We start from the raw sequence: 24,525 nt of genomic DNA, 5'->3' as shown, positions 1-24,525 counted from the left end.
ACGGACATCGCGTCCTCCGTCCGTTCGTCCTCTCTCCTTCCCAGCGACGGCTCCGCGACCCTCTCCGTCTTCGCTCTCAGTCTCCGCTCTCGGTCCACCGCGAGCGACACCCTTAACCCCGAAACGCGTCGATTCCCCGGTAATGAAACACGTCTCTCTGCTTGCCCCGTCCGCGGAGGTGAGTCGGCCGTGAGCGCCGACGCCGAACCCGAAGCGGACGACCCCACCGAGACGGAAGCGTTCCGCCGGACGTGCGAGGAACTCGTCGAACGCATCCTCGACGGCGAGATAGAGCGCGACGACCTCGAATCGGCGAAACTGAACGCCTGTTCGAACCACTCCTCGCCGAAGGTGCCGAAGAACTCGGACATCCTCGAATACGCGCCCGAGGCGCGCCGCGAGGAGGTCAAAGAGGTGGTCATGCGAAAGCCCGTCCGCACGGCGTCGGGCGTCTCGCCGGTGGCCATCATGACGTCGCCGCACATGTGCCCGCACGGGAAATGTCTCTACTGTCCCGGCGGCCCCGCCTCGGAGTTCTCCTCCTCGCAGTCGTACACGGGTCACGAACCCGCCGCCGCCCGCGGCGTCCAGAACGACTACGACCCCTACGGGCAGGTGACGCTCCGCCTCGAACAGTTGCGGAACATCGGCCACCCCGTCGACAAGGTTGAACTCATCCTGATGGGCGGGACGATGACCGCGCGCAGTCACGACTACCAAGAGTGGTTCGTCAAGCGCGCGTTGGAGGCGATGAACGACTACGACGTAGACTCCGAACCGACTCCGGCCGAGGACCAGTCGTTCAAGCCCGACCCCGAGGACGTCGAGTTCAAATACCTCGAAGACGTCATCGCGGAGAACGAGACGGCCGATGTGCGCAACATCGGGACGACGTTCGAGACGAAGCCCGACTGGTGCGACCCCGAGCAGATAGACCGGATGCTCGATTTGGGCGCGACGAAGGTGGAGGTGGGCGTCCAGACGACGTACGAACGCGTCAACCGCGAGATGCACCGCGGCCACGGCGTACAGGCCTCAATCGACGCGAACCGCCGCCTCCGCGACGCCGCGTTCAAGGTGGGCTTCCACATGATGCCGGGGCAACCCGGGATGACGAAGGAGATGATCCTCGAAGACTTCCGGCAGATATTCGAGAACGAGGACTACCGGCCGGACTACCTGAAGATATACCCGACGCTCGTCGTCCGCGGGACGCGCATCTACGACCAGTGGCGGCGCGACGAGTTCGAACCCCTCGGCAACGAGGAGGCCGCGGAGATAGTCGCGGAGGTGATGGGGATGATTCCGAAGTACACCCGCCTCCAACGCGTCCAGCGAGACATCCCCGCGGACTTCATCGACGCGGGCGTCTGGAAGTCGAACCTCCGGCAACTGGCCGCACAGAAAGCCGAGGAGAAGGGCATCGAGATAAACGACATCCGCGCCCGCGAGGTGGGGATGAACGACGAGGACCCCGACCCCGAGAACGTCGAACTCGACGTGATGGAGTACGAGGTGGCCGGCGGCACCGAACGGTTCGTCTCCTTCGAGGACCGACAGAAGGACCTTCTGGTCGGCTTCTGTCGCCTCCGGTTCCCGAACGACCCGGTTCGGAGGGAGTTAGAGAACGCCGCCCTCGTCCGCGAACTCCACGTCTACGGGAGCGAAGTCGGTATCGGTGGAGAAGGGGATTGGCAGCACAAGGGGTACGGCCGCAGACTCGTCGAACGCGCCGAAGAGATGTCCAGAGACGCCGGCTACGACAAACTCAGCATCATCAGCGGTATCGGCGTCCGCGAGTACTACAAGAACAAACTCGGCTACCACCAAGACGGCCCGTACGTCTCGAAGCGTCTGTAGAACGGGTAGCGTTTTTCCACCAGGTTTTCCGGCCGAGCGGAGTGAGGCCGGAAAAAGTGGGTTCGTACGTCTCGAAGCGTCTCTAAGACGGGTAGCGAGCGTTCCGTCGCTTTTTCTCGGGGCGCTACGCGCTCCCGCCAAGTCCCGGCAGAAAAATACCGCAACCGCGAACGTGGAGTACGCGCCTTCGAGGCGGCCCGTTCTCGTCCGACCGGAGAATTTCCGAACATCGGTAGTTTCTAGAGACTGTCTCTTTATGCAGAAAAAGGTAATACCGTAGACGTTTTGTAACCGCTCAAGAGGAGTACTGACGATGAAGGGGACGGGGGAAGCGGTACGTATCGGCAGCGAAACGGAGTGTGAAGCGTGAACCTTTCGACGTGGCTGACGTCGGTTCGGTCGGCGTTGGCGCAGTTCGCGTCCACGGAGGCGCGTCTGGCGGCGACGGCGGCGCTACTGGCGGTGGCGGTGTTGGCCAGCCTGCTGGTCGCGCCCAGAGTCGTCTCCCGGGTGGCGCGGGAACTCCGCGAACGGGTGATTTCGCACCCGAACGTTCCGGCCGTCATAGACGAGGTGACGTGGATGTTCCCGCCGACGGCCGTCATCCGCCTCCTGCAGGGCGGCGTCCTCGCGGCGACGAGTCTGGCCCTCCTCGTCGTCTGGGGGTTCGAGGAAGTCGCGTTCGGCGGCGCGGTGATTCTCGCGACGTTGGCGCCGTACCTCGCCCGCGCGGCGGTGACGTTGGTGCTTCTGGCCGCCGCCGTCGTCGTCATCGACCTCCTCGAATCGTGGCTCGAAGACTACGCCTCCGACTCCGAGCAGATAAACGAACACCAGGAGGGTATCGTCTTCCGCGTCCTCCAACTGGTCGTCCTGTTGACGGTCGGTCTCAGCACGATGGCCGTCTGGGGCGTCGAAATCGGCGGACTGCTCGTCGGGGCCGGGTTCCTCGGCATCGTCGTCGGGATGGCCGCCAGACAGACGCTCGGGTCGCTCATCGCCGGGTTCGTCCTCATGTTCTCCCGGCCGTTCGAGATCGGAGACTGGGTCGAGATAGACGGCGAGGAGGGCATCGTCTCGGACATCACCATCGTCAACACCCGCCTGCGGAACTTCGACGGCGAGGAGATCGTGTTCCCGAACGACCGGGTGACGAACGCGACGGTGACGAACCGGACGCGCCGGGGCCAACTCCGCCTGACCGTAGACGTCGGCGTGGACTACGGAACCGACCTCGAACGCGCGGAGGAAATCGCGGAGGCGGCGATCGAGGGCGCGGACATGGTCGCGGAGGTGCCCTCGCCGAAAGTCCTGCCCGCGACGTTCGACGACTCGGCCGTGGGGCTCAAAGTCCGGTTCTGGATACAGAACCCCTCCGCGCCGCGGCGCGCCCGCGCCCGCGCCGCCGTCGTCCGCGCGGTGAAGACGGCGTTCGACAGCGAGGGGATCAAGATCCCCTACCCGCAGCGAGAACTACAGGGCCGCGCGGAGACCGGCGGGTTCCGCGTCCGACGCTCGGAGGGGGCCTTCGAGGAACGACCCGACCGCGACGGCGAACGAGTGTCGAAGACGATCGACGACTGACCGCAGTTCTCAGAGCGGTTTTCGCATCTCGACGTGCGGAATGTCGGCCTCGACGAACTCCTCGCCGACCGATTCGTAGTTCAGCGACTCGTAGAACCCCTCGACGCGCGTCTGGGCGTGGAGTTTCAGTTTCTCGTATCCCTGCTCTCGGGCCGTCGCCTCTACGGCCTCCATCACGCGCTTGCCCCAGTCCTCGCCGCGCCGACGTTCGGCGACGACGACGCGTTCGACCTTTCCGACGCCGGGGTCGGCCTCGCGGAGTCGCGCCGCGCCGACGATTTCGCCGTCGTCGTAGGCGACGAAGTGGGTGGCGTCCGCTCCGGGTTCGTCGTACTCGTCGTACTCCAGTTCCTCGTCTACGCCCTGTTCCTCGACGAACACGTCCCGCCGGACGGCGAAGGCGTCCTCGCGTTCCGCGTCGGTGGTCACGACGCGCACGCCCGTCTCATTCATGCCCGCCCGTTTCGCGTCGGAGCACCTGACGGTTGCGGACCGAGATACGGGGCGATCCGACCGCCCGAAGCGACACCCCTTTTCCCCCGCCGCCGAAAAGCCAGTCCATGGACCCGAAGCGGGAGTTGACGAGCATCGACCTCGCGGCCCTCGTCACCGAACTGAATCGGTACGAGGGCGCGAAGGTCGACAAGGCCTACCTGTACGGCGACGACCTGCTTCGTCTCCGCATGCGCGACTTCGACAGGGGTCGCGTCGAACTCCTCGTCGAAGTCGGCGAGATAAAGCGCGCGCACGCGGCGAAACCCGAGAACGTCCCGGACGCGCCGGGGCGGCCGCCGAACTTCGCGATGATGCTGCGGAACCGCCTGTCGGGGGCGGACTTCGCGGGCGTCGAACAGTACGAGTTCGACCGCATCCTCACGTTCGAGTTCGAACGCGGCGACGAGAACACGAAGATAGTCGCCGAACTGTTCGGACAGGGCAACATCGCCGTCTTAGACGAGACCGGCGAAGTCGTCCGGAGTCTCGAAACCGTCCGCCTGAAGTCGCGGACCGTCGCGCCGGGCGCGCAGTACGAGTTCCCCTCCTCGCGGCTGAATCCGCTCACGGTGAGTTACGACGCGTTCAAACGGCAGATGGAGGAGTCGGACACCGACGTGGTGCGGACGCTGGCGACGCAACTGAACCTCGGCGGTCTGTACGCCGAGGAACTCTGCACGCGCGCGGGCGTCGAGAAGACCATCCCCATCGAGGAGGCGGGCGACGACGAGTACCGCGACGTCTACGGCGCGATGGAGGAGTTGCGCGCGACGGTCAAGTCCGGCGACTTCGACCCCCGCCTCTACGTCGAGGACGACTCCGTGGTGGACGTGACGCCGTTCCCCCTCGAAGAGCACGAACGCGAGGAACTGAACAGCGAGGCGTTCGACACGTTCAACGACGCCGTAGACGAGTACTTCCACCGCTTGGACCTCTCGGACGACGAACCCGAGGAGAACGACAACCGCCCGGACTTCGAGGCGGAGATAGCGAAGAAACAGCGCATCATCGAACAGCAGGAGGGCGCGATAGAGGGCTTCGAGGAACAGGCCCAACAGGAACGTCGCCGCGCCGAACTGCTCTACGCCAACTACGAACTCGTAGACGAGGTGCTTTCGACGGTCCGCGGCGCGCGCGAGGAGGGCGTCCCGTGGGACGAGATACGCGAGACGCTCGAATCCGGGGCGGAGCGCGGCATCCCCGCCGCGGAGGCGGTCAGAGGCGTCGACGGCGCGGAGGGCACCGTCACCGTCGAGATAGAGGACGCGACGGTCGAACTCGACGTCTCGACGGGCGTCGAGAAGAACGCCGACCGCCTGTACACGGAGGCGAAGCGAATCGAGGAGAAGAAGGAGGGCGCACTCGCGGCCATCGAGGACACCCGCGAGGACTTAGCCGACGTGAAGCGCCGCCGCGACGAGTGGGAGCAAGAGGACGAAGACGACGAGGAGGAAGAGGAGGAGGAACCCGCCGACATCGACTGGCTGAACCGCGAGTCGATACCGCTCCGAACCGAGGAGTACTGGTACGAGCGGTTCCGCTGGTTCCACACCTCCGACGGCTTCCTCGTCATCGGCGGGCGCAACGCCGACCAAAACGAGGAGATAGTCAAGAAGTACACCAACAAGCACGACCTGTTCTTCCACACGCAGGCCCACGGCGGCCCGGTCACCGTCGTGAAGGCGACGGGGCCCTCCGAACCGTCGAAGGAGGTGGAGTTCCCCGACTCCACGAAGCAGGAAGCCGCGCAGTTCGCCGTCTCGTACTCCTCCATCTGGAAGGAGGGGCGCTTCGCCGACGACGCCTACATGGTGTCGCCCGACCAGGTGTCGAAGACGCCCGAGTCCGGCGAGTACATCGAGAAGGGGTCGTTCGTGATCCGCGGCGACCGGACGTACTTCCGCGACGTGGCCGCCGAGGTGGCCGTCGGCGTCCAGTGCGAGGGCGAGACGCGCGTTATCGGCGGGCCGCCGTCGGCCATCGAGGGGCGGGCGGAGACGACTATCCGACTCCAGCCCGGCCAGTACGCACAGAACGACGCCGCGATGATGTGCTACCGGAAGTTCCGCGAACGCTTCGCGGACACCTCCTTCGTCCGCAAGATAGCGAGCGCCGACAAGATACAGGAGTTCCTCCCGCCGGGCGGGAGCCAGTTAGTCGAGGACTGAGACGAACCGCCGGCCGCTCTCCGGCGTAATCGTCCGTTATTTCATCGTTTCGTGCTCTATATTTATCACTCCGGACTGCGTATCTGAGTGGCAGAGCGCGTACGAAACCCAGTACGCAGCGTCGAACGCGGCAGTCCCGGTCAGGACCGAGAAGCCGAGGCGACGCCGTCGTGGGGCGACGCGAGCGCTCGGTGACACACCATGATTAGCGATTCACTCAACTACCTGCGCACCAGCGAAGACTGGGTCGAGACGGTCCTCATCGGCGGTATCCTCTCCCTCCTCGGCGTCTTCGTCGTCCCGGTCGTCTTCGTCCTCGGGTACTTCGTTCGCGTCATCCGCGCGACGATGCACGGCGACGAAACCGCCCCGTCGTTCGACGACTGGGGCGAACTCGGGATGGACGGCCTGAAGGCGGCGGCTATCTCCCTCGTCTACGCTATCGTCCCCACCGCCGTCGCGGGCCTCCTCATCGTCGGGGGCGTCCTGACCTTCAGCGTCGGCGGAAACGGCCCCTCGGGCGGCCTCGCGGCCCTCGGCGGCGTCGCCCTGTTCGTCGGCGTCCTCGCGCTGTTCGTCCTCGGACTCCTCGCGATGTACGCGATTCCCGCGGCCATCGCCAACTTCGCGGAGACGGGTGAGGTCGGTGCCGGGTTCCGCTTCGGCGAACTCCGGCCCGTGTTGACCTCCGGGAAGTACTTCACCGCGTGGGTGACCGGAGTCGCCATCGTCGTGGCGGGAAGTCTCGTCTCGGGCGCGTTAAACGTCGTGCCCTTCCTCGGCGTCGTCGTCGGCGGGTTCGTCGGCTTCTACGCCTCCGTCGCGGCGTACTACCTCGTCGGACGCGCGTGGGGCGACCTGCGCGAAATCGAACTGCGCGAGACGGGCGGCACGCCCGAGGAACGCCCCGCTATCTGAACGGCGGACGGCGGAGCGATACGGTATCTTTTGACAAGAGTTAACCCCGTTTGAAGAGTCATTTCTGTTGATGTTACGCCACGCCCTCTCGTACCCGCTGAACAGCGACGACCGAATCCCCACGATACTCATCGGCGGCGTTCTGACGGTGCTGAGTTTCGTCATCCCGATTCTCCCGCAAGCGATACTCCAAGGGTACGGCGTGCGCGTCCTCCGTTCGTCGGCGAAAGACGAGTCCGCCGCCCCCTCGTTCATCGACTGGGTGACCCTCATCGTGGACGGTATCAAACTGCTTTTGATCAACTTGGCGTACACCTTCGTCTTCCTCGTGCCCATCGTCGTCGCGTTGTTCGCGTTCGGACTCGGCGAACAACTCCTCTCCGGCGGTCCCACCCCCTCGGCAGTCGGGAGTGCGGTCGACAGTGCCCTCGCGGCGGCGTTCGTCCTGTTCATCGTCGTCCTCTCTGTGGCCGTCGCGTACATCGTCCCCGCCGCTTACGCCAACTTCGCCATCGAGGGGTCGATGGGTTCCGCGTTCGATTTCTCGACGATCAAGGAGGCGACGACGACGTCCGAGTACTTCACGGCGTGGGTACTCGCTGCGGTCATCGGTCTCCTCCTCGGTGCTCTCGGAATCGTACTGTCCGTGGTTCTGGTCGGGGTGCTCGTACTGTTCTACGTACAGGTGGTAGCGTTCTATCTGGTCGGCAGGGGGTTCTCGAAGGGCCTCGCGAAGAAGCGCCGCGCCGTCGCGGAGACGACCTTCTGACGGGGCGGGGCGAGTCGGCCGTTCTCTCTCGGATAGCAGGACACTTACCCGCGGGCGTCGCACCCGAACGTATGCGAATCTCGAGTCGCGGACGCGGCGAGGAGGGCCGCGAACGCATCACGCTCGTCCCCGAGAACGTGGACGACCTCTGGCACCTCTCGCACGTCCTCGAATCGGGCGATTCCGTCTCCGGCGACACCACCAGACGAATCCAACGGAACGAGGAGAACCTCCGCGACACCGGCGGGGAACGCGAACACCTGTTTCTCACCATCGAAGTCGAGGACGTGGAGTTCGCGCGGTTCGCCAACCGCCTGCGCGTCGGCGGCGAAATCGTCTCCTGTTCCCGCGAGGACCAACTCGGCCACCACCACACGCTGAACGTCGAGGAACACGACGAGATAACCATCGAGAAGCACTTCAAGCCGGACCAACTCGACCGCATCGAGGAGGCAGAGGAGGCGGCGGAGAACCCCGACGTGGCCATCGCCACCGTCGAGGAGGGCGAAGCGCACATCCACACCGTCGCGCAGTACGGCACCGAGGAGCGCTTCTCCTTCACCGCGCCGACGGGCAAAGGCGAGTACGCCCGCCCCCGGTCGGAGTTGTTCGCCGAACTCGGGCAGGCCCTCGGCCGGATGGACGTCGACGCCGTCATCCTCGCCGGTCCGGGGTTCACGAAGCAGGACGCCCGCGACTACATCCAAGAGAACCACCCGGACGTGGCAGACCGGATGACCGTCGTGGACACCGCCGGCGTCGGCGACAGGGGCGTCCACGAGGTGCTGAAACGCGGCGCGGTGGACGAGGTGCAGACGCAGACGCGCATCTCCCGGGAGGCGGACCTGATAGACGACCTGATGGCGGGCATCTCCAAGGGCGAGAAGGTCGCCTACGGCATCGAGGAGGTCCAAGAGGCCGCCGAGTTCGGGGCCGTCGAGACGCTTCTGGTCGTGGACGAACGCCTCCGCGAGGAACGGCAGGGCGAGGGCGACTGGGACGTGGACGTCAACGACGTCATCCAGAACGTCGAACGGCAGGGCGGGGAAGTGACCGTCTTCTCCGGCGAGTTCGACCCCGGCCGCCAACTCAGCAACCTCGGCGGCATCGCGGCGCTTCTCAGGTATCGGCTTCAGTAACCGTCGGCGGCGTCGCTGTTCACCCCGAGACCGCCGCCCGAGTCGGCGTCTCAGCCACTTCGAGCCATCCGGCGGCGACGGCGAACAGCAGGATACTGATCGAATCCCACGGCGAACTCCCGTGAGCGGCGAGTCCGACGCTCGACCCGACGAGCAGAAGGAGCGGCAGTACCGGCGCGCCGTTTCGCCGCCGGACGGCGGCTATGGCGACGACTGCGACGAGGTACCCGACGGTGCCGACGAGGGCAAACAGCCCCGCGAGGCCGTTCACCGGGTCCCCGTATATGACGCCGACGACCGTTTCGATACCGGCTCGCTGTTCCGCAGGGAGGCGGTGTGCCTCCCGAATGAGCACTCCCGTCGCGACGCCGGCGATAGATTCGAAGGCGATGTAGAAGACGAGGTAGACGGCGACCCCGATTCGGCCGACCGTCGGGAGAACGCCGCGAAAGTCCATCAGGAGCACGTAGAGACAGACTCCGAGCAGACCGAACAGCAGTAAGAGAAGGACGTGGACCGCGAGCCACGTATCGACGACCGGACCGAGATTACCGTAGACGTCGTCGCCGGCGGCGGGGTGAAACCACAGCGACGCCGCCAGGGCGAGCGGTGTCAGCAGAAGTATCAGTTGGCGACCCCTCTCTCCGAGGGTACGGCTCAGCGAGCCGCCCCTCTCCGGACCGTCTGATAACTCAGTTGTCACGTCTCCCGCTTCCCGCTCTATGTCAGTAATATTGCCGGAGGGGCGTCCGCCTCGTCACGGGGGCGCGTCCGTCGCTCCAGAGACGACCTAGCGGGGAACTACTCCCCGGTGAGCGATTCGCTGGCGGGCGAGAAGTCGATGGTCGTCCCGAGGCCCTCTTCGACGGCTTTCTCGTAGAGGAGGTACGCTCCGGCGACGGTTTCGATGCCGGTACCGCCGCTATCGAAGACGGTTATCTCGTCGTCGTCCGTGCGGCCCGGTTCGGCCCCCGCGACGACGTCGCCGAGTTCGGCGTGGACGTGGCCTTCGTCTACGACGCCCTCCTCCATCGCGTGCAGGAACGACCCGGCGTCCTGCGTGACGCGGTCCCGCAGGTCGGGGACGTACGTCGCCTTCCGGATGGTCTCTGTGTCGAGTTCGCGCTTCTTCGGGTTGTACTGTCCCACCGCCGTGACGTGCGCGCCGGGTTCGAGGTTGTCGCCGTCGAACACCGGTTCCGACGCCTTCGTCGCGGTGATGACGATGTCCGCGCCTTCGACCGCCGCGGCCGACGAGGCGACGGCGGCGACGCTGGCGTCGAGCGTCCGGTCCATCTCGTCGGCGAACTCCTCTCTACTCTCTTTCGTCGGCGAGTACACCCGGACGGTGTCTACGTCTCTGACGGTGACCGCCGCGCGGAGTTGGCCGCGGGCCTGCGACCCGCTTCCGATGAGCGCTATCGAGGAGGCGTCCTCGCGGGCGAGTGCGTCCACGCCGACGGCCCCCGCCGCGCCCGTCTTGAAGGGGTTCATGCTCGCCCCGTCGATGAGCGCCAGCGGTTCGCCCGACTCGGCGTCGAAGAGCGGCGTCATGAACCACGCGTCCTTCGCACCGAACCCCGCCGAGTAGGTGTACCCGCCCATAGCCCCCGTCTCCGGGAGGACGGCGGCGTACGTCGTCAGAAAGCCCGGCGGGTCGGCGTTCGTCAGTTTCGTCCGGGGTTCCGCGGGCGCGCCTTCCCCTCGCTGACGGTACCCATCGCGGACGGCGTCGACGAACTCAGCGGGCGTTGCGAGTCCGGCGACGTCGTCGCTCGTCAGAAACAGCGTCTCCGTCATGTACGGAAAGTGGTCGCCCAGCGTGAAAACCGTGCGGAAGTTCGGTCGGCGGCCGTCCTGTAACGCGGTCCTGACCGGTCGGGTCGAGAGTCGAAGTGAGGAAACGAGACGCGCGTGGCGCGCGTAGACAGGGTAGGTAGTTCAGTCCGCGTCGACGGGTGCACCGGAACTCGCGCGGGAGCGCGGTTCGGCGGTGGCGGTGGATTCGACGGTGCGAACGGGAGTTTTCGAGACGGGCCCGTTCACGAAGAGTGCGTGGCCGACGATGCCCGCCGCGACGCCTGCGGCGATGGGCACGGCCTGCGTCACGCCCAGTCCGGCGACGTAGAGCGTTCCGGTGAGGCCGAACAGTGCGAGCGGAATGAGACCGAGGACGTAGTCGTAATACCCTGTCATAATACATGAATATATACGGATCGGGGTCATATAATTCTTTCCCGTGGGGGATGGATATCCCCTGCATCCGTACTCCAAAGGATTTCTATAACTTATGAGACGCAGATGGCCGACTGAAGGGAATAAACAGCCCGATTTCAGCACTTTCGGGATTTCGAGGAACGTTTACGAAATCCTATACTATCGACGAGTCGGTTCGTCGCCGCGCACCGCGCCGCAAAGCGGAAGTGGGACGCGCGGCCCGGGTCGGCGTTCGCGCGTTCGCTCTCGTCCGCCGCGTTCACCCGCGCCGACTGCCCCCACCGGTGGGTTGAATTGGCCGCTCGTGCGTACAACGCACGTGAACCGGAACGACCGCGCCATCGTGGCTCTCGTGATGCTCGCGCACGGGATGGTGCACACGTACGAACTGTCCATCCCCATCTTCGTCTCCATCTGGCTGACGGAGTTCGACGTGGTGAACCTCGGGTTGACCCAGTTGGAGGTGACCGCCGCGACGCTCGGACTGGTCGTCACCGCCGGCTACGGCCTGTTCGGCGTCGGCGCGCTTCCCGGCGGTATCCTCGTCGATAGGGTCGGCTCGCGGCGACTCATCGGCCTCTGTCTGTTCGGGATGTCGGCGTCGTTCCTGCTCCTCGGACTCGCCCCCAGCGTGGTGGTCATCACGCTCGCGCTCCTGCTTTGGGGTGCCGCCGCGAGCGTCTACCACCCCGCCGGGTTGGCGCTCATATCGAAGGGCGTCGAAGAACGCGGCACGGGCTTCGCCTACCACGGCATCGCGGGCAACGTCGGCATCGGACTCGGACCGCTCCTGACCGCGATACTGCTTCTCTTCTTCGAGTGGCAACTCGTCGCAGGCTTGCTTGCCGTCCCCGCCCTCGTCGCCGGTGCGTACGCCACGCGCGCGCAGTTCGACGAGACGGCCGCCGTCGCCGCCGACGGAGGCGGCGGCGACTCGAAGGCCGACAGCGGCGTCGATTCGCTGGCGGAGTTCCTCGGCGAATCGAAGCGCATGTTCGCGGGCGGGTTCGCCGTCGTCTTCCTCGTCGTGATGTGCTCGGGGCTGTACTACCGCGGCGTCCTCACCTTCCTGCCGAACCTCTTGGAGGGTATCCCGACGTTCGAGCCGATTCCGCTGGCCACGCTCCTGCCGGCGGGCGTGGCGGACGCCCTCGGCGTCGAAGCCGGCTCCGGTCGGACGCTCAAACCGGAGCGGTACTTCTATTCGGGGCTGCTCATGGTCGGCGTCGTCGGTCAGTACGTCGGCGGCAAACTCACCGACCGCATCCCCGTCGAGTGGGGCATCGTCGGCTCCTTCGCCGTCCTCGCCGCTCTCGCCGTCGTCTTCCTCCCCGTGGCGAACGCCGGACTGGTTCCGCTGTTGGCCCTCGGCGCGGTGCTGGGCTGTTTCCTCTTCGTCATCCAGCCGTTCTATCAGGCCACCGTCGCCGAGTACACGCCCGCCGGGACGCGCGGCCTCTCCTACGGCTTCACGTACCTCGGCGTGTTCGGCGTCGGCGCTCTCGGCGGCGCAGTCGCGGGAACTATTCTGACGTACAGCACGCCCGCCGTGCTGTTTCTGACGCTGGCGGGGTTCGCCGCCGTCGGCGCGGGACTCGGTCTCTACCTCGTCCGCCAGCGCGGGACGCGGGCCGAGGCGGGCGCGACGGCGGACTGAGCGGAATCGAGCGCGAGCGACGGGTCGGAAGAAGAGTCGGGTCGGTTCGGCCGGTCAGCCGGCGATTTTGAAGTACACCCACCGCCAGACGCCGAGCGCGACTGCGCCGGTGACGAGGGTGATGAGCGCGAACACGAGGGCGACGCCGCCCTCGAAAAGCGGCGTCCACCGCAGTCCGAGTCCGATGACGGCGGCGAGAATCCACCCGCGCACCGCCAGTGGAACCGCGGCCTTCGCTGACTCCGCGGCACCGGCGGAGTACGCGCCGATGAGCGGTCCCGCCAGCGCCCACCCGATGAGGAACGGGACGAGCGTCAGGAGCCACGCGACGGTGAACTTCGTGAGGTAGCCCACCCCGTTGTGTTGGACGACGCCGACGGTGAGAATCGCCGACAGCGCTACCACGTCACCCACCGCGAGTGGAAGCGCCCCGGGATCGATACGGCGGTCGATGAACGACGCGACCGAAGTTGCCATATCGGAGGGAATTACCCGGACCCTAATGTCTCTCCCGCTTTCGTCCGTCGTCGGTCGGCCGCCCGGGTGACCGACGCCCTCTTTCCGCCGCCGGGCGTACGTCCGGGCATGGAGTTCGCCCTCCTCGGGTGGCCCCCCGACGGACCGACGCTCCGCCTCGACTACCGTCGGTTCGCCTACGCCGGGAAGTTCGTGATGTCGAACACCGGCAAGGCCGTCGTCGCCGACCGAACGGAGCGGACGGCCCCCCTCCCGAGCGAGGAGTACGAGGCGGACGCGGACGTTCTCGCTGCCGTCGCGTTCAACGAGGACCGCACCGACGAGGGGGTGTTGTGGCTCCGGTACGTCACGGTTCGCGACGACCGGAAGGGCGAGAACCTCGGCCCGCGACTCTGCGCGTTCGTCGTCGCCCGCGCGGCCGAACGGGGCTACGACCGCCTCCGCATCGCCGTGAACAACCCCTTCGCCTACGAGGCCCTCCACGAGGCGGGGTTCGCGTGGACCGGAGAGACGACGGGCATCGCCGAACTCGTCCTCGAACGCCCCGCGGACGCCAACGCCGACCGGAGCGGTGACCGCTACCGGCGCGGACTCGACGAGTTCCGCGCGCGCGACCTGAGCGACGCAGAGGTGGCGTTTCTCGCCGACCGCCGCGACGCCGACCCGCCGGAACCGGTCGGGGGGCCGGCCGGCGGCGACGACCCCAACGCGGGATATTAAAGCGAACCGGGTCCCAACGGGGGGTAATGGGAAACGCAGACCTCCGGAGTCTGGCCTCGCTCTCGGACGCGTCGTTCGACGACGTATCGGGGAGCGTCGTCGCCGTCGACGCGCACAACTGGCTGTACCGCTATCTCACGACGACCGTCAAGTTCACGCGCGAGGAGGCGTACACGACCGACGACGGAACCGAGGTGGCGAACCTCATCGGCGTCGTGCAGGGCCTCCCGAAGTTCCTCGACCACGACATCGTGCCCGTCTTCGTCTTCGACGGCGGCGTCACCGACCTGAAGGACGACGAGGTGGAGTCGCGACGCGAGCAACGCGAGAAGGCCAAGGAGTTGCGGAAGGCGGCGGAGGAACGCGGCGACTCCGTGGCGGCGGCGCGCCTCGAAGCGCGCACCCAACGCCTCACCGCGACGATTCACGAGACGACCCGCGGCCTCCTCGAACGACTCGACGTGCCGATGGTCGAAGCGCCCGCCGAGGGGGAGGCGCAGGCGTCCTACATGGCAAAGCGGGGTGACGCCGACTACGTGGGGAGCGAGGACTACGACACTCTGCTCTTCGGCGCGCCGTACACCCTCCGGCAGATAACCTCGAAGGGCGACCCGGAACTGATGGACCTCGAGGCGACGCTCTCGAATCTCGACGTGACCCAAGAGCAACTGATAGACGTGGCCATCCTCTGCGGGACGGACTTCAACGAGGGCCTCTCGGGCGTCGGCCCGAAGACGGCGCTGAAGGAGGTCAAAGAGCACGGCGACCTCTGGGGCGTCCTCGAAGCCCGGGAGGCGTACATCGAGAACGCCGACAGGGTAAGGGGCCTGTTCGTCGACCCGCCTGTCACCGACGAGTACGAGTTCGACACCGACATCGACCCGGACATCGACGCCGCGCGGGCGTACGTCACCGAAGAGTGGGGCGTCGCCGCCGACGAAGTCGAACGCGGGTTCGAGCGAATCGAGGAGGCGGCGGTCCAGACCGGCCTCGACCGCTGGACCTGAACCGGGACGAAAACCTACTTGTCACCGCGGGGGAGAGTCCGTGCTATGGTCCCCGACACGGATTTCACGCGCCGGCGACTGCTCGTCGGCGCGGGCGCGACGGCGGGTGCCGCCCTCCTCGGTGCGGGCGTCTTCGCCCCCGAGTGGCTTCCGAACGCCCTGACCGACCCGCTCGTCGTCCACTACCCCGAACCGCCGAACCACCTCTGGCGACAGTCCGTCACCGACGACCACGCCGACGAAGCCGTCTCCGCCCTCGAATCAGCAGTCGCCCGCGCCGAGGAACTGCGCTCCCGCGTGGACGACTCCGAACTGTCCGACGACATGCGACACCGCCTCGGCCACGACCCCTCCGGCGGGTGGATAGACGACGCGCGGTCCGAGTCGGACAACTGGACGCGCCTGTTCAACGCGACGTACGGCCTCCAGTTCGCCGGCGAGGCCATCGGCTACGCCCGCGTCGCACTCGGCGAAGAGGACCCGGGAGCGTTGGTCGAACGCGGGCGGCGGTTCCGGACGGCGGCCGAGGAGATACGCGACTCCGTCGGCGACTACCTCGTCTCCGACCCCGGACGCGACCTGGCGGCCCTGTACGCCGTCGAGCGCAACCTCTCGTTCGCGAAACTGAACTCCCACCGCGACGGGGTGTACACCGGCGGGGAAGCCGACGCGTCCGAGTACTCGGACCACTCCGTCGCCTCGACGTGGGGCGCGCACCTGCAAGCCGAACAGTACCTCAGGAACGCCAGACACTTCCGCGAACGCTACCGCGAGGCCCTCGGCGACGACGCGCGATCGTCCGCCGACGAACTCGAAACCGCGCTGAACTCGCTCCGAAGCGACGTCGAGGAGTTCCCGACGCGACGGGAGATGCGGGGCCGGTTAGAGACCGACGATTTGGGGCAGTCGACGCCGTACGGGGTGGTCCGGTGGAAACTGACGACCTACTGTTTCGACGACGACTTCCGGTTCGACGCCGACGGGGTCCGCGCGGACCACACCGTCGAACGCGCCGTCCGCCTCGCGCGGGCGCTTTTGGCCCGCCGAGCCCACGGATACGCCCTCGACGAACTGAGCGTCACGCCGGACGACGCGGACTACGACGCCGGACGGACGCTGACGGCGAAGCGCGACGCGATGCGGACGTTTCGGCGGGTGCGCCGGACGCGCGACTCGCCGTTCGAGAGCGTCCTCGCGGAGGCGGCGGCGAGTCGAATCCGCGCGGGCGACGTCGGACTCGACTCGGCGTTCCGGGACGGCGACAGGCCGGCGTGGCGGCCCCGCGTCGAGGCGTCCGTCTCCTTCCTCGTCGGCGAGGGGGAGATGCGCGAACTCGGCGGCGTCGCCGACCGGTTCTCGGCGGTCCGCGGGACGTAGTTTCGCGATATCGCGGAGACGGTGCCGGAGCGAAACCTCTCGCTTACTCCCCGAACCCGTGCTCTGCTTCGATGAACCGGAGCCAGTTTTCGATTCGCTCGCTCGGGCGGTAGCGGAACTCGCCGGCGTCGGCGTCGAAGGCGACGAGTCCCGCCTCTTCAAGCTTCGGCAGGTGGGCGTGGAGCAGCGTAATCTGGAGGTGGTCGCGACTCGGCGTCTCGCCGGGCCGCCGTCGCTCCCGTTCCAGCAGGTACTCGACGGCTTCGTCGGAGTCGACGGCGCGCGTCGATCGGTCCCGAAAGAGACGTAACAGGGTGCGTCTGTGCCGGTGGCCGAGCGTCTCCAACACGGCGTCCAGCGTCAACGCCGCTTCCTTCCCGCCCGAACCGCCGCCGTCTCCACCACCGTCACGAAAACCCATGGTTACAACTGACACAGGCGGGTGAGCCGCATAAGTGTACGGGAGAGATGACAGTAAAAAACGTCAGACGATCGTCGGGAATCGGACGTACGCCGGGGTACTCGCGGTTTTTCGCATCGTCTCCACCGTGCCGCACCGGTCGTCGGGTTCGGATTCGAGCGTTCGGTTCGGCGCTCAGGCGCACTCCTCGATGGAGTCGAGAAGCAGGGTCGCGCCGAGTTCTATCTCCCGTTCGGTCACGTCGAGGGGCGGGAGGATTCGGAGCACCTTGTAGCCGCAGGAGAGGGTGAGAAGTCCGTTCTGGAGGCACGCCTCTTGGACGGCGTCTCTGCGCTCTTTGGTGTCGAACTCGACGCCGAGCATGAGTCCCTTCCCGCGCACGTCCTCGACGGGTTCGAGGGCGGCGTCTTCGACCGTCTCTTTGAACTGGCGGCCCCGGACGACGGCGTTCTCCATCAGATCGTACTCGCGGATGGCGTCGATGGTGAGCGCACCCTGTAGCGAGGAGATGATGTCGCCGGCCCCCCACGTCGAGGAGAGGCGGGACTTCTGTTCGGGGAACACCTCCTCGCGGGAGACGGTCGCGCCGACGCGAAGCGCCTTCGCGGAGGTGATGACGTCCGGTTCGATGGCGAAGTGGTCCGACCCCCACATCTCCCCCGTCCGGCCGACGCCCGACTGAATCTCGTCGGCGACGAGCGTGATGTCGTACTCCTCGACGACGGCGGCGAGTTCGTCCATGAACGCCTCCGAGGGGATTCTGTAGCCCCCTTCGCCCTGAATCGGCTCCAAGATTATGTACGCCACGTCCGCGGGGTCCACGTGGCCCGTCTCGGGGTTCAGTTTCTTCCGGAGGCGGGAGGTGCCGTCGGCGAAGAAGCCGCAGGAACACGTCTCCGCAGAGCAGGTCCGGTCGTCGCAGAACGGCAGGTCGATGATGCCCGATATCTCCGGGAACTTCCGGCGGTACACCGGCTTCGAGCGGTTGAGCGAAAGCGCGCCGAGGGTGCGGCCGTGGAACGCCCCCTCGAACGTGATGCCGTACTTCGCGCCGCCGGAGTGGTCGTAGGATATCTTGATGGCGTTCTCCACCGCCTCCGCGCCGGAGTTCGAGAGGAAGACGGTGTCCATGTCGTAGTGGTCGGTGATGTCGACCAGTCGCTGCATCAGACCGGCCGGGCCGGGGAGTTCCTCCTCCCCGGGGTCGTCGCCGCCGGAGACGTAGAAGTCCTGTCCGGCGATTTTCAGCGGGTCCACCAGGTCGAACTCCCGCATCCGGTCCATTATCTTCGGGTTGTTGTACCCGAGGGGGGCGGCGGCGACGTGGCTGGTGAAATCGAGGAGGACGTTCCCGTCGGCGTCGGTGCAGAAGGGACCCTCCGCCTCGGCGGTGATATCCCAGACGAAGTCGTAGACGTAGGTGCTCGGGGCCGCCGTCTCGTGGTGGTAATCGACCCACTCGCGCGCGCGTTCGCCGGGGAGGGACTCGACCCGCGGAACGGCCGTATCTCGGTCCATGGCCCGGCGTACGTCTACTCCCGGGTTAAACGGTTCGTTCCCCGAACTGTCGGGCGTTCGTCGCTACACCACGCCCGCCCAGACGACGAGTCCGGTGAGTGCACCCGCCCCCGCGAGGAGTCCGGCCGACCACCCCGTCACGCTCCGGGCGAACTCTCTGGGACCGGTCGCGGCGAGAAACACCTTCACGCCGACGCTGGCCGCCGTCGCCAGCAGGATGGACACCACCGCCGGGGCGGTGCCGATGGTTCCGCCCCGGTAGAGAAGCACCGCCGTCGTCGTCGCGCCCGCCGAGGAGACGAACCCCGAGAGGAGGGCGCTGACGTACAGGCCGTACGTGCCGAACTCGCTCTGTGCGGCCGTCCCCACGACGAGGATGAACAGAAACACCAGCCCGAACGCGAGGGCGTTCCTGAGCGAGAAGGGGCTCTCCAGCGGGATATCGACTTTCTCCCGCCAGTCCGTGACGTACCACGCGGCGGCGACGCTCCCGACGACGAGAGCGCCGAGGGGGACGACGACGCCGACGAGCGTCTGGTCGGGGAACGTGAACGCCAGCGCGATAGCGAGGTTGCGAAGCGCCATCGCGGCGTCCGCGAGGAGGACGGCGGCGACGCCGTACATCCGGGCGTCGGGTTGCTGTTTGACGTGGTCGAGCATCGTCCCGACGACGGCCGACGAGGAGGCGAGTCCGCCGAAGAAGCCGGTGACGGCGACGCCGCGGCCCCCGTACTGCTGGACGACGGCGTAGTTGACGATGCCGATGCCGGCGACGGTGACGACCATCAACCACGCGACGCGGGGTTCGAAATCGACGCCGAGAACGGTGACCGACCCCGCCGGAAGCAACGGGTACGCGACGAACGCGAGGATGGCGAACTCCGTCGTCGAGCGGAGTTCCTGCCGGTCGAGACGCCCGGCGAGACTGTGGAGTTCTCGCTTCAACACCAGAAGCATCGACGAGACGACGGCGACGGTCACGCCCGCGAGCACCTCCCCCGAGGCGACGAGAGCGCCGACGCCGTACGCCGCCATGAGCGAGACGGCCGTCGTAAGCGAGAGGGAGTCCTTGCCCTCCCGTCTGAGTCCCTGCACGGCGAGGAGGATGCCCTGCACGATGACGAGGACGCCCCCGACGCCGAGGAGGACGCCGCCGAAGGGGTACTCCACCGCGACGAGGGTGAAGACGGCGGCGACGAGACTCGTCAGCGAGAACGTCCGAATCCCGGCCGTCTTCTCCGACCACTCGCGTTCGAGTCCGAGGAACAACCCCAAAAGCGCCGCGAGGACGAGGCGCACGACGGGGTTCGTGAGGGGTCTCGCGCCGATGCCGTCGAGTTGGAGAACGTCGCCGAGGGGAGCCGACACGGAGACGGCGAGGAGAGACATGTGGGTTCGTTGAACGAATCGGCACTTGAACCCGCTGGCTGGTCGAGTGACTGGTCAGTTGCGCGATAGACTTTTGCACTGCGGGGGTTCGTACTGAAACATGACACTCTTGGAGATGGAACGGTCCCGGCTGGCGTGGTGGTCGTTCGGGACGCTCCTCGCCGCCGCCCTCCTCTACGTCTTCTACTCGTTCGTCGGAACCGTGGTGTTCGGGGTGTTCATCTACTACGCCACGCGGCCCATCTACCGGCGCTTGCGGCGGCGCGTCCGCCCGCCGAGTCTCGCCGCCGCCGTCGCCCTGTTCGCACTCGCGTTGCCCGTCCTCTCGTTGGTCGCCTACGCGCTGGCGATTGCGGCCGGTGAGGCGCTGAAACTCACCGACAGCGGCGTGTTCGACCTCTCGAACTATCCCATCACCGCCGACCAGTTCTACCGGTTCGCCGACCCCTCCATCCTCCTTTCGCTCGAACCGACGGACCTCTCGCCGGAGCAACTCCGCTCCGTCTTCGAGTCGTTGAACTCCGCCGCCGGAACCGTCGCCTTCCTCGGCGTCGGCGCGGTGCACCTGTTCGTCATGATCGCGATGGCGTTCTACCTCCTCCGCGACGACCACCGCCTCGCGAAGTGGACGCGCGTTCGCTTCGCGGACGACCGGGGGGTCTTCGAGGCGTACGCGAAGGCCGTCGACCGCGACTTCCACAGCATCTTCTTCGGAAACATCCTCAACGCCGTCCTCACCGGCACCATCGGCGTCATCGCCTACACGGGGTTGAACATGGTCGCCCCGCCGGGCATCGCGATTCCGGCGGCCGCCCTCGTCGGCTTGCTCGCGGGCGCGGCGAGTCTCGTCCCCGTCGTCGGCATGAAACTCGTCTACGTCCCCGTCGCGGCGTACCTCGGCATCACCACCTACCTCTCGGACCCTGGGACGCTCTGGTTCGTCGTCACCTTCGTCGCCGTCTCGTTCGTCGTCGTCGATACCATCCCGGACCTCGTTCTGCGACCGTACGTCTCGGGTCGGTCGCTCCACGTCGGCGCGGTGATGATAGCGTACACGCTCGGCCCTCTCCTCTTCGGGTGGTACGGCATCTTCCTCATGCCGATGGCTCTCGTCCTCCTCGTGAACTTCGCGAAGTACGTGCTCCCGGAACTTCTCAGCGGAACGCCCGTCGAACCGTACGCGGTGGACCCCGCGACGATCGAACTCGACGAACCGGCGAAGTCGGACGCCGAACCGGCGGCCGCCGTCGGTAGCGACGGTGCGGCGGCGGCCGGAGGAGAAGAGACGGAGGCGGTATCCGACGCCGGCCTCGGCGCGGACGCCGAGGCGGACGACGGCGCCCACACGCCGGAGACGGCCGGAAACGCGGAACGAATCGGACAGACGGACGACGACGGCCCGACGCCGTCGTGAACGGCGATTGGAGGTGTCATTCCAGCAGAGACGTCGCTCCGGGACGCTCTCGTTCGGACGAACCGCTCGCCGCTTAAACGGAAGCGGGCGGTCTCACCGCGAACGGTCGGTTACGCGCTGATGCCGTCGTACTCGATGTCGATGTAGTCGCCCTCCCACTCCTTTCGGGCCTTTATCTCGCGACGGCCGCGGCGGGTGAGCGTGTAGTAGTTGGTTCGCCGGTCGCGCTGACCTTTGTCTACGAGTCCCTTCTCGACGAGGGTGTCGAGGTTGGGGTAGAGACGCCCGTGGTGGATCTCCTTCTCGTAGTACTCCTCTAGCTCCTCTTTGATAGCGAGTCCGTGCGGTTCGTCCAGTCCCGCAATAACGTACAGCAAGTCCCGCTGGAACCCTGTCAGGTCGTACATCGGTAAATTCAGATGTTGTGTTACTGTGTGGTTGAAATAAACATATCGGACTAGACGTCGCCAATCGGACCGAGTACCGCCGCCTCGTTCGGGATAGATGTCGTCACCGGCGTGACAACTGCTAACTTTCTATTCGGCGAGCGAGCGGCGTGCGCGCTGAAGTGTCTCCGAACTAACTACACTGTCCGGTTCGGCGACCGGTGTACGACTTATGCCCTCCCGGTACGTGTACGTCGGTATGCCGGAAGAAGTACTCTTCGAGACGGAGTCGACGCACAGTCGCGCCGAAATCGCCGCCTACCTGCGGTCGGTGGCCGACCGCCTCGACGACGACGGGAGCGTCTCGTTGCGCGCGGGCGAGGAATCGTTGGAGATGCAGGTCCCGGGGAACCTGACGTTCGAGGTGAAAGCGGAACGGGAGACGTCGAGCGGAGCGTCCGCGGACGAACTCAGCCTCGAATTCGAGTTGGAGTGGGACGAGGGCGCCGACGGCGGCGACGCGAGAGGCGGCGAACTCAGCATCGAGTAACCGCCGCCGCGGCAGTTCCCGTCTGGACGGTGTCGTTTCTCGGGTCGGTACAGAACAAAGCGACCGCTCGTCGGTGGTAGTTATCGGAAAGGAAGCAAGACACGCGGAAAAGCCGCGTGTTGCTTGCCGCCCTGAATTGGTCCCCGCTGACGCTTCGGCCCTCCAAAGCGAAGCGTCGATATCAACTATCGGCCGGTTGGGCTTAAAGATACCGACCGATGTCAATGTTTGTCATAGAATTGCACTCTCTCGGAGACAGAACTGTCGGTTCGTCGCATTCGGCTCACATGTGTTCTTCTTCCAGTACCCACCCGAGCGCGCGCTTGTAGTGGGTGAAGAGCTCTCGGACGCCTTGATGGCGCATCTCCTCGGACTCCAACTGTTCTGCCAGGAACTCGTACTGGTCGCGGACGTCCTCCTCGGAGCGCATACGCCTTCGTAGGCGTCTCCGAGCCAAGAAGGTGGCGCGCCTGCGGGCCGTGGCGTCGGGCTTTTCATCCGGGAAGCCCCACCCACACGTATGCGCATCCGGGGCCGCAGGCGGTGCAAGGACTGCGAGCGGGAGTGGTCGTACTACGACACGGGGAGCGTCACCTGTCCGAACTGCGGAAGTCTCCGGAGCGTCGGCGTCGGCGAACGGGAGCGTCACACGGACGCCGCGGCGGAACTCGACCTCTCGCCGCACAGAAGCGCCGTCGGGGAGTTCGACGAGGAGGCGTCGACGGGCCGCCGCGCGCTTCCGGAGGACGTCCTCGACGACCTGAAGTCGGACCTCCGGGCGTACGTTCGCGAACGGGGGTTCGTCAGCGGCGGCGAACTCCGCGACTTGGACGACGCCTACCTGGCGGCGAACGAACTCCTCCACGCCGGCGACGTGTACGCCCGCCTCCGGGACGTGAGCGAGGACGAACACCTGTACGTCATCTCGCTCCTTCAGGGCGCGGACCGCGGCGAACGTCCGTCCTCCGAGGCGGTGCCGCCCTCGATGACCGCCGCGCGCGGACTGGCCTACGCCGAGGCGCTCTCCGCGTTCCGCCGGGACGTCTCGCTTTGGCTCGACGACAACCCGGACCCGGACGCGCGGCGGACGCTCGAAACGCTCGGCGACCACGTAAAGCGGGTCGACGCCCTCGAAGGCGACGTTCCCGTCGAGAAGTCGGAGTCGCTCGTCCGCGCCGCGCGGGAACTCGCGGCGTACGCCCGCGACGGGGACGAGACGGCGCTGACCACCGCGCGCGACAGACTCGCTCGGCTTTCCTAACCTCTTTCTACCGGGAAGACGCGTCTGGACCGATGGCCGACCGATTCGACCAGCACGCGGTTCGTCACCGGATGAAACTGCTCCGAGACACGGGCGAGACGACGCTGTACGAGAACAGAGACGGCGTCGCCTGCCCGGCCTGCGGCGACCCGTTCGACCGACTCCTGCTCTCGGAACGGGACGCGCACAGCTTCGATATCGACGGCGGAACGCTCTGCGTGCGGCGCGAAGAGGGGCGGTTGGTCGTCGCGATGCACGAGTAGTCGGTCCGTCGCCGCGTTCAGGGCAGGTCTACGTCCACGCCCGCGGCGTCGCCGGCGGACTTGACCGTGTTCCACAGAAGCATCGCGCGCGTCATCGGGCCGACGCCGCCGGGGACGGGGGTGATGGCGCTTGCTTTCTCCTCGGCGGAGTCGTACTCCACGTCGCCGACGAGTTCGTACCCCTTCTCGTTGTCCGCGTCCACGCGGTTGATACCCACGTCGATGACGACGACGCCCTCCGAGAGCATCTCGCCGGTGACGAGTTCGGGGACGCCGCAGGCCGCGACGACCACGTCCGCCTGCTTCGTCTTCGCCGCCAAATCCTCGGTCCGGGAGTGACAGACCGTCACCGTGGCGTTGCCGCCCTCGGCCTTCTGGATGAGGAGGTTCGCCATCGGCTTGCCGACGATGTTCGACCGGCCGACGATGACCACGTCCTTCCCCTCGGTGTCCACCTCGGCGGCGTCGAGGAGTTTCTGGACGCCGTGGGGCGTGCAGGGCTTGAACCGGGGGTTACCGGCGACGAGGCGCCCCACGTTCTCCGGGTGGAAGCCGTCCACGTCCTTCGCGGGGTCGATGCGACGCAGTACCTCGCGTTCGTCCACGTGGTCGGGGAGGGGCATCTGGACGAGGACGCCGTGAACCGAGTCGTCCTCGTTCAGGTCGTCGATGAGTTCGTACAGTTCTTCGGCGGGGGCGTCGGGGTCGAGTTCGTAGTCGAAGGCGTCGATTCCCACCTCCTCGCAGTCTCGCTGTTTCATCGAGACGTAGGTCTGACTCGCGGGGTCCTCGCTCATCAGCACCGTCGCCAGACCGGGCGTCACGCCCGCGTCGTCGAGAGCGTCGATGGCGTCGGTCAACCCTGCGCGCACGTCCTCGGCCACCGCGTTGCCGTCGATTATCTCCGTCATACCTACATCCGCGTCCCCCTCGCA

The 24,525-nt window shown here is 66.6% G+C and carries 25 protein-coding genes; 14 read left to right on the top strand and 11 right to left on the bottom strand.

All coding sequences use genetic code 11. The features are described from left to right. Positions 1–189 precede the first annotated feature (189 nt). Both BLS11_RS05530 and BLS11_RS05525 read left to right on the top strand, forming a co-directional pair. Positions 190–1,860 carry a tRNA uridine(34) 5-carboxymethylaminomethyl modification radical SAM/GNAT enzyme Elp3 gene (locus BLS11_RS05530; RefSeq protein ID WP_092534105.1) on the top strand — a complete coding sequence of 557 codons (1,671 nt, stop codon included), beginning with the start codon at positions 190–192 and terminating at the stop codon, positions 1,858–1,860. A gap of 366 nt (positions 1,861–2,226) precedes the next feature. Continuing rightward, positions 2,227–3,444 (top strand): mechanosensitive ion channel family protein, encoded by a 1,218-nt coding sequence (locus BLS11_RS05525; protein WP_092534102.1) that lies wholly within the window; start codon positions 2,227–2,229, stop codon positions 3,442–3,444. A gap of 9 nt (positions 3,445–3,453) precedes the next feature. On the opposite strand, the gene BLS11_RS05520 is transcribed toward BLS11_RS05525, so the two are convergent. Next, on the bottom strand, positions 3,454–3,897 hold the full coding sequence (locus BLS11_RS05520; protein ID WP_092534099.1) for a GNAT family N-acetyltransferase: 444 nt from the start codon (positions 3,895–3,897) through the stop codon (positions 3,454–3,456). Between the two features lie 107 nt (positions 3,898–4,004). Here BLS11_RS05520 and rqcH point away from each other — a divergent pair, with 107 nt between their 5' ends. The 4 genes from rqcH to BLS11_RS05500 all read left to right on the top strand — a co-directional run bounded on the left by rqcH (position 4,005) and on the right by BLS11_RS05500 (position 8,933). Beyond that, entirely contained in the window at positions 4,005–6,107 is a 2,103-nt protein-coding gene (rqcH, locus tag BLS11_RS05515) for a ribosome rescue protein RqcH (protein WP_092534096.1), read from the top strand. Between the two features lie 201 nt (positions 6,108–6,308). Then, entirely contained in the window at positions 6,309–7,025 is a 717-nt protein-coding gene (locus BLS11_RS05510) for a DUF4013 domain-containing protein (protein ID WP_092534093.1), read from the top strand. 70 nt (positions 7,026–7,095) lie between these two features. After that, positions 7,096–7,794: a DUF4013 domain-containing protein gene (locus BLS11_RS05505; protein WP_092534090.1), complete on the top strand. Its 699-nt coding sequence runs from the start codon at positions 7,096–7,098 to the stop codon at positions 7,792–7,794. 71 nt (positions 7,795–7,865) lie between these two features. Then, a complete protein-coding gene (locus BLS11_RS05500; protein WP_092534087.1) occupies positions 7,866–8,933 on the top strand; it encodes an mRNA surveillance protein pelota in 1,068 nt (355 codons plus the stop codon). A gap of 19 nt (positions 8,934–8,952) precedes the next feature. Here BLS11_RS05500 and BLS11_RS05495 read toward each other — a convergent pair whose 3' ends face one another. The 3 genes from BLS11_RS05495 to BLS11_RS05485 form a co-directional block, all read right to left on the bottom strand. Beyond that, positions 8,953–9,636 carry a hypothetical protein gene (locus BLS11_RS05495; RefSeq protein ID WP_092534084.1) on the bottom strand — a complete coding sequence of 228 codons (684 nt, stop codon included), beginning with the start codon at positions 9,634–9,636 and terminating at the stop codon, positions 8,953–8,955. A 98-nt stretch (positions 9,637–9,734) separates the two neighbouring features. Next, complete coding sequence (locus tag BLS11_RS05490; protein ID WP_092534081.1) at positions 9,735–10,733, bottom strand: ornithine cyclodeaminase family protein; 999 nt, start codon at positions 10,731–10,733, stop codon at positions 9,735–9,737. 141 nt (positions 10,734–10,874) lie between these two features. Beyond that, positions 10,875–11,129, bottom strand: a complete 255-nt coding sequence (locus BLS11_RS05485; protein ID WP_092534078.1) for a DUF8015 family protein — start codon at positions 11,127–11,129, stop codon at positions 10,875–10,877. Positions 11,130–11,505: 376 nt separating this feature from the next. Between BLS11_RS05485 and BLS11_RS05480 the strand changes: the two genes are divergently transcribed. Then, positions 11,506–12,807 carry an MFS transporter gene (locus BLS11_RS05480; protein ID WP_175454386.1) on the top strand — a complete coding sequence of 434 codons (1,302 nt, stop codon included), beginning with the start codon at positions 11,506–11,508 and terminating at the stop codon, positions 12,805–12,807. Positions 12,808–12,861: 54 nt separating this feature from the next. Here BLS11_RS05480 and BLS11_RS05475 read toward each other — a convergent pair whose 3' ends face one another. Further along, entirely contained in the window at positions 12,862–13,284 is a 423-nt protein-coding gene (locus tag BLS11_RS05475) for a DUF3054 domain-containing protein (protein ID WP_092534072.1), read from the bottom strand. Between the two features lie 108 nt (positions 13,285–13,392). Here BLS11_RS05475 and BLS11_RS05470 point away from each other — a divergent pair, with 108 nt between their 5' ends. From BLS11_RS05470 to BLS11_RS05460, 3 genes are read left to right on the top strand one after another with little or no spacing between them, the layout of a single operon-like run. Next, on the top strand, positions 13,393–14,004 hold the full coding sequence (locus BLS11_RS05470) for a GNAT family N-acetyltransferase (RefSeq protein ID WP_092534069.1): 612 nt from the start codon (positions 13,393–13,395) through the stop codon (positions 14,002–14,004). 26 nt (positions 14,005–14,030) lie between these two features. Next, complete coding sequence (gene fen, locus BLS11_RS05465; protein WP_092534066.1) at positions 14,031–15,011, top strand: flap endonuclease-1; 981 nt, start codon at positions 14,031–14,033, stop codon at positions 15,009–15,011. 45 nt (positions 15,012–15,056) lie between these two features. Continuing rightward, complete coding sequence (locus tag BLS11_RS05460) at positions 15,057–16,388, top strand: transcriptional initiation protein Tat (RefSeq protein ID WP_092534063.1); 1,332 nt, start codon at positions 15,057–15,059, stop codon at positions 16,386–16,388. A 43-nt stretch (positions 16,389–16,431) separates the two neighbouring features. On the opposite strand, the gene BLS11_RS05455 is transcribed toward BLS11_RS05460, so the two are convergent. From BLS11_RS05455 to BLS11_RS05445, 3 genes are all read right to left on the bottom strand, one after another. Continuing rightward, entirely contained in the window at positions 16,432–16,809 is a 378-nt protein-coding gene (locus BLS11_RS05455) for a DUF7344 domain-containing protein (RefSeq protein WP_092534060.1), read from the bottom strand. A gap of 174 nt (positions 16,810–16,983) precedes the next feature. Then, a complete protein-coding gene (locus BLS11_RS05450) occupies positions 16,984–18,327 on the bottom strand; it encodes an aminotransferase class III-fold pyridoxal phosphate-dependent enzyme (RefSeq protein ID WP_092534057.1) in 1,344 nt (447 codons plus the stop codon). A gap of 63 nt (positions 18,328–18,390) precedes the next feature. Then, positions 18,391–19,716 carry an MgtC/SapB family protein gene (locus tag BLS11_RS05445; protein ID WP_092534054.1) on the bottom strand — a complete coding sequence of 442 codons (1,326 nt, stop codon included), beginning with the start codon at positions 19,714–19,716 and terminating at the stop codon, positions 18,391–18,393. A 100-nt stretch (positions 19,717–19,816) separates the two neighbouring features. On the opposite strand from BLS11_RS05445, the gene BLS11_RS05440 reads away from it, so the two are divergent. Next, the gene (locus tag BLS11_RS05440; protein WP_114936179.1) at positions 19,817–21,130 is read left to right on the top strand and encodes an AI-2E family transporter; all 1,314 of its coding nucleotides are present in this window, start codon (positions 19,817–19,819) and stop codon (positions 21,128–21,130) included. Between the two features lie 110 nt (positions 21,131–21,240). On the opposite strand, the gene BLS11_RS05435 is transcribed toward BLS11_RS05440, so the two are convergent. Further along, positions 21,241–21,537, bottom strand: a complete 297-nt coding sequence (locus tag BLS11_RS05435; RefSeq protein ID WP_092534051.1) for a PadR family transcriptional regulator — start codon at positions 21,535–21,537, stop codon at positions 21,241–21,243. A gap of 238 nt (positions 21,538–21,775) precedes the next feature. On the opposite strand from BLS11_RS05435, the gene BLS11_RS05430 reads away from it, so the two are divergent. Further along, entirely contained in the window at positions 21,776–22,066 is a 291-nt protein-coding gene (locus tag BLS11_RS05430; protein ID WP_092534528.1) for an amphi-Trp domain-containing protein, read from the top strand. Between the two features lie 283 nt (positions 22,067–22,349). Here BLS11_RS05430 and BLS11_RS19295 read toward each other — a convergent pair whose 3' ends face one another. Then, positions 22,350–22,496, bottom strand: coding sequence for a hypothetical protein (locus BLS11_RS19295; RefSeq protein WP_175454375.1), 147 nt, complete (start codon positions 22,494–22,496; stop codon positions 22,350–22,352). Positions 22,497–22,586: 90 nt separating this feature from the next. Between BLS11_RS19295 and BLS11_RS05425 the strand changes: the two genes are divergently transcribed. Both BLS11_RS05425 and BLS11_RS05420 read left to right on the top strand, forming a co-directional pair. Continuing rightward, complete coding sequence (locus BLS11_RS05425; protein WP_092534048.1) at positions 22,587–23,327, top strand: DUF7117 family protein; 741 nt, start codon at positions 22,587–22,589, stop codon at positions 23,325–23,327. Positions 23,328–23,359: 32 nt separating this feature from the next. Then, positions 23,360–23,590, top strand: a complete 231-nt coding sequence (locus BLS11_RS05420) for a DUF7385 family protein (protein WP_092534045.1) — start codon at positions 23,360–23,362, stop codon at positions 23,588–23,590. 17 nt (positions 23,591–23,607) lie between these two features. On the opposite strand, the gene folD is transcribed toward BLS11_RS05420, so the two are convergent. Next, positions 23,608–24,501 (bottom strand): bifunctional methylenetetrahydrofolate dehydrogenase/methenyltetrahydrofolate cyclohydrolase FolD, encoded by an 894-nt coding sequence (folD, locus tag BLS11_RS05415; RefSeq protein ID WP_092534042.1) that lies wholly within the window; start codon positions 24,499–24,501, stop codon positions 23,608–23,610. Between the last annotated feature and the right edge of the window lie 24 nt (positions 24,502–24,525).

The organism is Halopelagius longus (assembly GCF_900100875.1).
Taxonomy (GTDB): Archaea; Halobacteriota; Halobacteria; order Halobacteriales; family Haloferacaceae; genus Halopelagius; species Halopelagius longus.
This window is presented reverse-complemented; position numbering and strand designations above follow the sequence as displayed.

What these genes read in the sequence shown, in the direction of transcription:
- BLS11_RS05520 (WP_092534099.1), bottom strand. Translation starts at nt 3,897, where the DNA reads ATGAATGAGACGGGCGTGCGCGTCGTGACCACCGACGCGGAACGCGAG.
- rqcH (WP_092534096.1), top strand. Translation starts at nt 4,005, where the DNA reads ATGGACCCGAAGCGGGAGTTGACGAGCATCGACCTCGCGGCCCTCGTC.
- BLS11_RS05510 (WP_092534093.1), top strand. Translation starts at nt 6,309, where the DNA reads ATGATTAGCGATTCACTCAACTACCTGCGCACCAGCGAAGACTGGGTC.
- BLS11_RS05505 (WP_092534090.1), top strand. Translation starts at nt 7,096, where the DNA reads ATGTTACGCCACGCCCTCTCGTACCCGCTGAACAGCGACGACCGAATC.
- BLS11_RS05500 (WP_092534087.1), top strand. Translation starts at nt 7,866, where the DNA reads ATGCGAATCTCGAGTCGCGGACGCGGCGAGGAGGGCCGCGAACGCATC.
- BLS11_RS05490 (WP_092534081.1), bottom strand. Translation starts at nt 10,733, where the DNA reads ATGACGGAGACGCTGTTTCTGACGAGCGACGACGTCGCCGGACTCGCA.
- BLS11_RS05485 (WP_092534078.1), bottom strand. Translation starts at nt 11,129, where the DNA reads ATGACAGGGTATTACGACTACGTCCTCGGTCTCATTCCGCTCGCACTG.
- BLS11_RS05480 (WP_175454386.1), top strand. Translation starts at nt 11,506, where the DNA reads ATGCTCGCGCACGGGATGGTGCACACGTACGAACTGTCCATCCCCATC.
- BLS11_RS05475 (WP_092534072.1), bottom strand. Translation starts at nt 13,284, where the DNA reads ATGGCAACTTCGGTCGCGTCGTTCATCGACCGCCGTATCGATCCCGGG.
- BLS11_RS05470 (WP_092534069.1), top strand. Translation starts at nt 13,393, where the DNA reads ATGGAGTTCGCCCTCCTCGGGTGGCCCCCCGACGGACCGACGCTCCGC.
- fen (WP_092534066.1), top strand. Translation starts at nt 14,031, where the DNA reads ATGGGAAACGCAGACCTCCGGAGTCTGGCCTCGCTCTCGGACGCGTCG.
- BLS11_RS05460 (WP_092534063.1), top strand. Translation starts at nt 15,057, where the DNA reads ATGGTCCCCGACACGGATTTCACGCGCCGGCGACTGCTCGTCGGCGCG.
- BLS11_RS05455 (WP_092534060.1), bottom strand. Translation starts at nt 16,809, where the DNA reads ATGGGTTTTCGTGACGGTGGTGGAGACGGCGGCGGTTCGGGCGGGAAG.
- BLS11_RS05450 (WP_092534057.1), bottom strand. Translation starts at nt 18,327, where the DNA reads ATGGACCGAGATACGGCCGTTCCGCGGGTCGAGTCCCTCCCCGGCGAA.
- BLS11_RS05445 (WP_092534054.1), bottom strand. Translation starts at nt 19,716, where the DNA reads ATGTCTCTCCTCGCCGTCTCCGTGTCGGCTCCCCTCGGCGACGTTCTC.
- BLS11_RS05440 (WP_114936179.1), top strand. Translation starts at nt 19,817, where the DNA reads ATGACACTCTTGGAGATGGAACGGTCCCGGCTGGCGTGGTGGTCGTTC.
- BLS11_RS05435 (WP_092534051.1), bottom strand. Translation starts at nt 21,537, where the DNA reads ATGTACGACCTGACAGGGTTCCAGCGGGACTTGCTGTACGTTATTGCG.
- BLS11_RS05430 (WP_092534528.1), top strand. Translation starts at nt 21,776, where the DNA reads ATGCCGGAAGAAGTACTCTTCGAGACGGAGTCGACGCACAGTCGCGCC.
- BLS11_RS19295 (WP_175454375.1), bottom strand. Translation starts at nt 22,496, where the DNA reads ATGCGCTCCGAGGAGGACGTCCGCGACCAGTACGAGTTCCTGGCAGAA.
- BLS11_RS05425 (WP_092534048.1), top strand. Translation starts at nt 22,587, where the DNA reads ATGCGCATCCGGGGCCGCAGGCGGTGCAAGGACTGCGAGCGGGAGTGG.
- BLS11_RS05420 (WP_092534045.1), top strand. Translation starts at nt 23,360, where the DNA reads ATGGCCGACCGATTCGACCAGCACGCGGTTCGTCACCGGATGAAACTG.
- folD (WP_092534042.1), bottom strand. Translation starts at nt 24,501, where the DNA reads ATGACGGAGATAATCGACGGCAACGCGGTGGCCGAGGACGTGCGCGCA.